Origin of the sequence: Pseudomonas fluorescens (genome assembly GCF_041354075.1) — a bacterium.
Classification (GTDB): domain Bacteria; phylum Pseudomonadota; class Gammaproteobacteria; order Pseudomonadales; family Pseudomonadaceae; genus Aquipseudomonas; species Aquipseudomonas fluorescens_CE.
Genome location: NZ_JARZGC010000044.1, coordinates 1 through 7521, shown reverse-complemented (window position 1 = coordinate 7521; position 7521 = coordinate 1). Strand labels below are relative to the sequence as shown.

Genomic DNA, 7521 nt, shown 5'->3' with positions numbered 1-7521 from the left:
GAAGGATACCGATGCTCGGCGGAATGCTCTGCAACGTGTATTCGATGCCGTTGAGCACCTGATCGATCGGCCAGCGGATCGCGCGGAACACTTCGCGAAAGTTCTGCACCATGTAGTTCAGGACGGCTTCCACCCAGTCGCCCAAGGGAATCGTCAGGCTCTGGAAGGGATCGAGAAAGCTGAAATCGGACATCGTGGCTTACCTCTTCTTGTCGGGGCGCTCAGGGGTGGCTATGGGCGAGTTCAAGCTCTTTGCGGCAGACCTGGCACACGGTCGCCGTGTCGATCGGCGCGACATCACCGGCCTTCAGCACCCGCGACACGTCAAAGCCTTTGAAGAAGGCGCGCACGTAGTCGTTGGCCGGTTGGTTGATCAAATCCAGCGGCGTGCCAATCTGCACCACGCGCCCGCCTTCCATGATCGCGATGCGATGGCCGATGCGCACCGCCTCCTCGATGTCGTGGGAAATGAAGATGATGGTGCGTTGCTGCTCGGCCTGCAGACGGATCAGTTCGCCCTGCATTTCGCTGCGGATCAGCGGGTCCAGTGCAGAGAACGCTTCGTCCATCAGCAGGATGGTCGGGTCGTTGGCCAGAGCACGGGCCAGGCCGACGCGCTGTTGCATGCCACCGGACAGTTGATGGGGATAGCTGTATTCCTGGCCGGCGAGGCCCACTTGCGCCAGGGCTTCCTTGGCCCGACAGTGGCGCTCGCTTTCCTTGACCCCGGAGATTTCCAGGCCGAAGGCGGTGTTTTCCAGCACGCTCATGTGCGGCATCAGGGCGAAGGATTGGAACACCATGCCCATTTCCTTGCGGCGCACATCCAGCAGCGCCTTGTCGCTCAGGCCGGTGATTTCCTTGCCGTTGAGATGGATGCTGCCGGAGGTTGGCTCGATCAGGCGATTGAACAGCCGCACCATGGTCGACTTGCCCGAACCGGACAGGCCCATGATCACGAAGATCTCACCGCGCTTGACGGAAAAACTGGCGTCGAATACGCCAACCACATGACCGGTCTTCTTGAAGATCTCGTTCTTGTCGGCACCGTTGTTCAACATCTTCATGGCCTGATCCGGATGGGGACCGAACACCTTGAAGATGTTCTTCACCGAGAGAATTTCATCGGTCTGGCTCATACGACCCTCTTTTTATATTTATTGATCGAACAGGCTGAACTCTATCCCGCTGGCCTGCCCCTGAATTGTATGAGCCGGTCAATTTGTATTATCGCGGCACCGAATACGGCGCACGGCTGACCTGGCGTTCGATGACTGGTCCGTTCCGTTATATGCACCCCGTCAGGGGCAATGCAAAAGTACCGACCGCTTGCCGAAATGCCCCTCAACCTAGGAAACCTTCATGAGCCAAGTCCTCACTGTCGTTCGCAACGCCGCCGCCTCGCCAATGGGCGAAAGCTCGCCGGCACGCCTGCCTGTCGGCGACCTGATTGCCGTTGCTGCCACGGGCCAGGCCCAGACCGATGACGCCGTCGGCGCCAGCATCGGCGTCTGGGAAAGCAGCCCGGGCGTATTCCGTCGCCATCTGAAGAACCGCGAGTTCAGCCACATTGTCAGCGGCTGGTGCACCTTCACCCCGGACGGCGGGGAGCCGGTGGAACTGCGCGCAGGCGATGCCGTGCTGTTCCCGGAAAACTGCGAAGGCGTGTGGGACATCCGCGAAGCCCTGCGCAAAACCTACGTGCTGTTCTAAGGAGCCTTTCGATGATCGAACGAATCAACCCGGGCGCCCGCGCCAGCCAGCTGGTACTGGTGGATGGCCGCATCGAAACGTCCGGGATCGTCGCCCTGGACAACGGCGATATCGGCGCGCAAACCCGCTGCGTGCTGGCGCAGCTGGAACAGTGGCTGGCACAGATCGGCGCGGACAAGACGAACCTGACGCGAATGCAGATCTGGCTGGCGGACATGGGCGAGTTTGCCGCCATGAATGAGGTGTACGACGCCTGGGTCGGCGACCAGCCCCCGGTGCGCGCCTGCGTCGGCGCCGCGCTGGCTGCGCCGCAATACCGCATCGAGATCCAGGCGTTCGGGCAGCTCTGAATCACGCCCAACGCGCGTTCGCAATACCTGGGCATTCCCTGTAGGAGCGAGCATGCTCGCGAAGAACGCCCAGACACCGCGGGCATCCAGGCGGCCCGCGTCATCGTTGACGACCATCGCGAGCATGCTCGCTCCTACAGGGGGCGGGGAATTAACTGACCTCCGCGCAACGTTCTTCTATCAATTGTCCCCCGCATCATAGTGAGCCCCCAGCCCCGCTGCGCATCATGTCGGCACAAGACAACATTGGCTGAAGGCACCCTTATGTACCGTGGATTCTGGTATGCCCAGGCGCTTGACCTGGATAACGACCTGGCCCCTGCCCTGCAGGATTCGATTCAAGCCGACGTGTGTATCGTCGGCGGTGGCTACCTTGGCCTGTGGTCGGCCATCCGGCTGAAACAGGCCAACCCGGAAAAGACCATTGTCATCGTCGAACGCGACCGCTGCGGCGCAGGTGCCAGCGGGCGCAACGGCGGGGTCGCCACCAACTGGTGGGGCAAGTACCTGTCGTTGCGTACCATCTGCGGCGACGTCGAGGCCCGGCGCATCTGCGAGGCGGCGGAGTCGGCCATCGATGAAATCGGCAGCTTCTGCCAGGAACACGGCATCGACGCCCAGTACCGCAAGCACGGCTGGCTGTGGACCGCCACCAATCAGCGCCAGATGAATTCCTGGCGGGTGCTGACCGATGGCCTGCAGAACCTGGGCGTCAACCCGTTTCAGGAGATGGATCGCCACACTATCCAGGGCCGGGTGGGCTCGCCCCTGGTGCTGGGCGGCATCTACGACCCGAACGCCGCTACCGTGCAACCGGCCATGCTCGCCCGTGGCCTGCGCCGCGTGGCCTTGAAGCTGGGTGTGAAGATCTTCGAAAAGAGCCCCCTGACCCGCCTGGAACAAGGCAAGCATCCGGTGGTGCACACCGAACGCGGTGCCGTGCGGGCCGATCGCGTGGTGCTGGCGATGAACGCCTGGGGTGCGCGGTTCCCGGAACTGCGGCGGATGATCGCCATCATGTCCAGCGACATGGTCGCCACCGCGCCGGTCAAGGCCCGACTGGATGCGATCGGCTTCAGTGGCGGCGAGTGCATGACCGACTCGCGCACCGTGCTCAACTACTGGCGCAACACCCCGGACGGCCGCGTGGTGTTCGGCAAGCCCCTGGGCCAGTTCGCCTTTGCCGGGCGCATCGGCAACCTGTACGAGAAACCCTCGCCGGCGGCGGACAAGGTGGCGGCAGAACTGCGCCGTCTCTACCCGCAACTGTCCAGCGTGCCGATCGTCAGCAGTTGGACCGGTCCTATCGATCGCGCCATGAAAGGGCTGCCGAATTTCGGTTACCTCGACCATCACCAGAACATCGCCTACGGCATCGGCTTCTCCGGCAACGGCGTGGCGACCACGGTGTTTGCCAGCCGCATCATCAAGTCGCTGGTCGAGCATGCCAATGACGAGTGGGCCAACTGTGGCCTGGTCAACCAACGCATGAAACTGCTGCCGCCAGAGCCCTTCCGTTTCTTTGGTGCACACATGGTGCGTGATGCGCTGGTGCGCAAGGAGTCGCTTGAAGATCACGACCAGGATGCGGGTTTCGTCACCCGTCAGCTGGTTGCCATGGCCCCGGCCGGCTACGTGCCGGCGCAGAAGAAATAAGGATTTGATCGTGACCGAACAGATCGTTTTTCTCGACGACGACGGCCTGGCGCCGTCCACCCGTCTCAAGCGTCCGGACTGCAAGCACCGCTGGACGCAGTACGCCTACACCCACCCGGATCAGGTGCTCGAACACCTCCAGGATGCAACGATTGCCCTGACCTGCAGCGTGCCGCTGCGCGAAGAGCACCTGCGTCAGTTGCCGAAACTGAAGATGATTTCCCTGGCCCTGACCGGGCGGGACATCGTCGATGTCGGTTATTGCGATGCTCATGGCATCCAGGTTTCCAGCGTGCCGGGGTATGCGGCCAATACGGTTGCGGAACATAGCCTTGCGATGATCCTGGAGCTGTTCCGTCGCCCGGCGGCGTTCACCCGCCTGATGCGCCAGGTGCATGCCGGTGAAGCGGCGTACCAGAACATCTACTTCAACCACCGCATTCGCGATGTGCGCGACAAGCACCTGGCGATCATCGGCAGCGGACCGATCGCCCAGCGCCTGGCGCATCTGGCGCGCGCCTTTGGCATGCAGGTGTTGTTCGAGGATCGCGGGGGCAAACGTCGGGGGCCCGATTGCCGGCCACTGAATGAATTGCTCGAGCGCTGTGACGTACTCTCGATCAACTGCCCGCTGACGCCTGAGACCTACAACCTGATCGATGCGCAGCAGCTGGCCTTGATGAAACCCGACGCGGTGGTGGTCAATACCGGTCGCGGCGGCGTGGTCAACGAAGCGGCACTGATCGCGGCGCTGGAAAACGGCCGGCTCGGCGGCGTGGCACTGGACGTGGTCGAACACGAACCGCTGCACCCCAGCAACCCGCTGTTCAGCCTGATCCAGCGCGATGATTTCCTGCTCAACCCGCACATCGCCTGGAGCAGCGAGGACGCCATGCAACAGTTGATGGACAGCGCGGTGGACAACATCAGCCAGTTCGTGATCCGGCAGAATGCGGCGCGCAGGATGCGTACGGCCTAACACGCGCTGCAAATCCTGTAGGAGCGAGCATGCTCGCGATGGTCGTTAACGATGACGCTGGCAGCCTGACACCCCACGGTGTTCTCAAGTCCATCGCGACGGTTCGACATGCTCGCTCCTACAGGTGTCCGCGCGCCCACAGGAGTTTGCGCTCCACCAGCGGCTGATGATCTGCGGTTATGACGCCTGCGCCTCGACGCACTCAGGGCCGAATTCTGCCAGCAGCCATTCGTACAGGCGGCGGCAACTGGCGTCGTTCTGCTTGTCTTCGTTGAAGCTCAGGTAGTGCTTGGAGTCGTGCAACACCAGGATTTCGTCCACCGGCCGCACCAGCAGCCCCTGCTCCACCATCGGTCCGACGAGATGGTTCCAGCCGAGCGCCACGCCCTGATGGTTCAGGGTCAGCTGAATCAACAGGTTGTAATCATTGGCGTTGAAAAAGTGCGGAGTGTCGGTCGGCCGGGTCTTGAGGTCGATGTCGTGGTAGGCGAACCACACGCTCCAGTCGACGTGCTCGGCGACCTGCGAGCGCCCGTAGGGGCTGAGGTTGAGCAAGGCGCCGTCGCGCAGGTCGTGGACCGTGCATATTTCCGGGTGCCGCTCCAGGTACAGCGGCGAGCACACCGGATAGACCTGGTCATGCATCAGGGCCTGGCTGTGGTAACCGTCGTGGCTCTTCATCATCTTGCAAATGATGATGTCCGGGTGCACGCCGTTTTCCATGGTCAGGAAGTTCTGGGTCACCACCAGGTTCAGGTCGATCTCGGGGTGTGCCTCGAAGAACGTCGGCAGTTTGGGCATCAGCCACATGTTGGCGAACGCCTGGGAGCAGCACAGGGTGACGACGTGTTTGGAGTTGCTGTTGCTGCTGATGCGCTCCGCCGCCTGGGCGATGTTGGTGAACGATAACTGCACCGCATCGTAGAAAATCGAACCCGCCGAAGTCAGCTCGACTGCCCGGCCGGCGCGGTTGAACAGCTCTGCGCCGAGGTGATCCTCCAGCTCGCGGATCTGCCGGCTGATGGCGGCCTGGGTCACGCACAGCGCCTCGGCGGCGCGGGTGAAATTCTGGTAGCGAGCCGCAGCGACAAAGGCTTTCACGGCTCTCAGCGATGGCATCTTGATCAGCGTCTGATCGGGTTCAGTATGTTTAACCATAACACCAGGTAATCAATAGCCCGTAAAAAATGTCGATTTTTGGCCGCTCGGCCCGGCTCTAGACTGTCCGCAAGCCAAAGCAAATGCAACAACAGCTTCCCTTGGGACCGCGACTACAAAAAAGCATGAGCGTTGAAGGCAGAAGATAACTGCATCAAGGACTGACTCACGTTCGTATTTCGAACGGACTGCCAATAGAACGCCACGCACGCCGACTCTGGTCTGTACTGGTTAACAGTTGGTTATAAACATAAAAAGAGGGTCATATGAGCCATCCCGAAGAGATTCTTTCGGTCAGGAACATCTTCAAGGTCTTCGGTCCGAACCCGGACCTTGCCATGAAGATGCTGAACAACGGTGCGGACAAGAACGAGATCTTCAAGAAGACCGGTCATGTGGTTGGCGTATTCGACGCCAGTTTCTCGGTCAAACGCGGTGAGATCTTCGTGATCATGGGCCTCTCAGGGTCGGGTAAGTCGACCATGGTGCGCTTGTTCAACCGCCTGATCGAACCCACCTCGGGCACCATCCACCTCAACGGCAAGGAAATCACCGGCCTGAGCGACAAGGCGCTGCTCGATGTACGGCGCAAGGAAATGGGCATGGTGTTCCAGTCCTTCGCCCTGATGCCGCACATGAGCGTGCTGGAGAACGCCGCCTTTGGCCTGGAAATCTCCGGCGTCAATGAAAGCGAGCGGCACTGCCGGGCGAAGGAAGCGTTGGCCCAGGTTGGCCTGGCCGGCCATGAACACAGCTATCCGCACCAGCTCTCCGGCGGCATGCAGCAACGCGTCGGCCTGGCTCGTGCGCTGGCCAACGACCCGACCATCCTGCTGATGGACGAAGCGTTTTCCGCCCTTGACCCGCTGATCCGCAGCGAAATGCAGGGCGAGCTGATCCGCCTGCAGGCCGAGCAACAACGCACCATCATCTTCATTTCCCACGACATCGAAGAAGCCATCCGCATCGGCCACCGCATCGCAATCATGGAAGGTGGCCGCGTGGTGCAGATCGGCACGCCGCAGGAGCTGATCAATCAACCGGCCAACGAGTACGTGCGCACCTTCTTCAAGGGCTTCGACAGCTCCCGGGTACTCAAGGCCGGCGATGTCGCGCAGCTCGATCCCGAGACGGTCTGCCGGGTCAATGGCAAGGCGCCGCAATTCAAGGCATGCGCCGCGTTCGGCTACCTGGTCGACGACAAGGGCCAGTTGCTGGGCGTGGTCGACACCGACGAAAGCGGTGCCACCGCCAGCGACCGCTACAGCCTGCACGAACAGCAACCGGTGTACGTCGACACACCGCTGCATGACGTGCTGGACATCGCCGCCCACCTGCCCTACCCGGTGCCGGTCCTCGGCCGCGATGGCTCGTTCAAGGGCACCGTGTCCAAGAACCAGTTGCTGCAGACCCTGAGCCGCCACTAAGCGCCAGCGTCCCTTTGCCCAACGTCCCTTTGACGAGGTGCCACAATGTCCGATTTCAGCTTTCTCGACCCCTTCCAGACCCTCACCATTCCGTTGGGTGACTGGGTGGAAGCCATCCTGAACTACATGGTGCAGAACTTTCGTGAAGTGTTCCGCGCGATTCGCTGGCCGATCGATCAGGTGCTCAACGGCATCGAATACACGTTGCAGAGCATCCCGCCGAGCATCGGTATCCTGT

7 protein-coding genes and 2 pseudogenes are annotated in these 7521 nt (G+C 61.5%); 6 read left to right on the top strand and 3 right to left on the bottom strand.

From position 1 onward, the window contains the following. Together QIW53_RS27110 and QIW53_RS27105 are read right to left on the bottom strand one after the other, a co-directional pair. Nucleotides 1-193 (bottom strand): annotated as a pseudogene (locus QIW53_RS27110) (glycine/betaine ABC transporter permease); the annotation flags it as partial. A 28-nt stretch (nucleotides 194-221) separates the two neighbouring features. Next, nucleotides 222-1139, bottom strand: a complete 918-nt coding sequence (locus tag QIW53_RS27105; protein WP_371052669.1) for a quaternary amine ABC transporter ATP-binding protein — start codon at nucleotides 1137-1139, stop codon at nucleotides 222-224. Between the two features lie 223 nt (nucleotides 1140-1362). On the opposite strand from QIW53_RS27105, the gene QIW53_RS27100 reads away from it, so the two are divergent. The 4 genes from QIW53_RS27100 (at nucleotide 1363) to QIW53_RS27085 (ending at nucleotide 4698) form a co-directional block, all read left to right on the top strand. After that, the gene (locus tag QIW53_RS27100; protein WP_371052668.1) at nucleotides 1363-1713 is read left to right on the top strand and encodes a cupin domain-containing protein; all 351 of its coding nucleotides are present in this window, start codon (nucleotides 1363-1365) and stop codon (nucleotides 1711-1713) included. A gap of 11 nt (nucleotides 1714-1724) precedes the next feature. Continuing rightward, nucleotides 1725-2063 (top strand): RidA family protein, encoded by a 339-nt coding sequence (locus QIW53_RS27095; RefSeq protein ID WP_371052667.1) that lies wholly within the window; start codon nucleotides 1725-1727, stop codon nucleotides 2061-2063. 264 nt (nucleotides 2064-2327) lie between these two features. Continuing rightward, nucleotides 2328-3719, top strand: a complete 1392-nt coding sequence (locus tag QIW53_RS27090) for an NAD(P)/FAD-dependent oxidoreductase (RefSeq protein WP_371052666.1) — start codon at nucleotides 2328-2330, stop codon at nucleotides 3717-3719. 10 nt (nucleotides 3720-3729) lie between these two features. Then, on the top strand, nucleotides 3730-4698 hold the full coding sequence (locus QIW53_RS27085) for an NAD(P)-dependent oxidoreductase (RefSeq protein ID WP_371052665.1): 969 nt from the start codon (nucleotides 3730-3732) through the stop codon (nucleotides 4696-4698). Between the two features lie 177 nt (nucleotides 4699-4875). Here QIW53_RS27085 and QIW53_RS27080 read toward each other — a convergent pair whose 3' ends face one another. Continuing rightward, nucleotides 4876-5856: a LysR substrate-binding domain-containing protein gene (locus QIW53_RS27080; protein ID WP_371052664.1), complete on the bottom strand. Its 981-nt coding sequence runs from the start codon at nucleotides 5854-5856 to the stop codon at nucleotides 4876-4878. A 266-nt stretch (nucleotides 5857-6122) separates the two neighbouring features. On the opposite strand from QIW53_RS27080, the gene QIW53_RS27075 reads away from it, so the two are divergent. Further along, nucleotides 6123-7283 (top strand): quaternary amine ABC transporter ATP-binding protein, encoded by a 1161-nt coding sequence (locus tag QIW53_RS27075; protein WP_371052663.1) that lies wholly within the window; start codon nucleotides 6123-6125, stop codon nucleotides 7281-7283. 45 nt (nucleotides 7284-7328) lie between these two features. Beyond that, nucleotides 7329-7521: pseudogene (locus QIW53_RS27070) on the top strand (glycine/betaine ABC transporter permease); the annotation flags it as partial.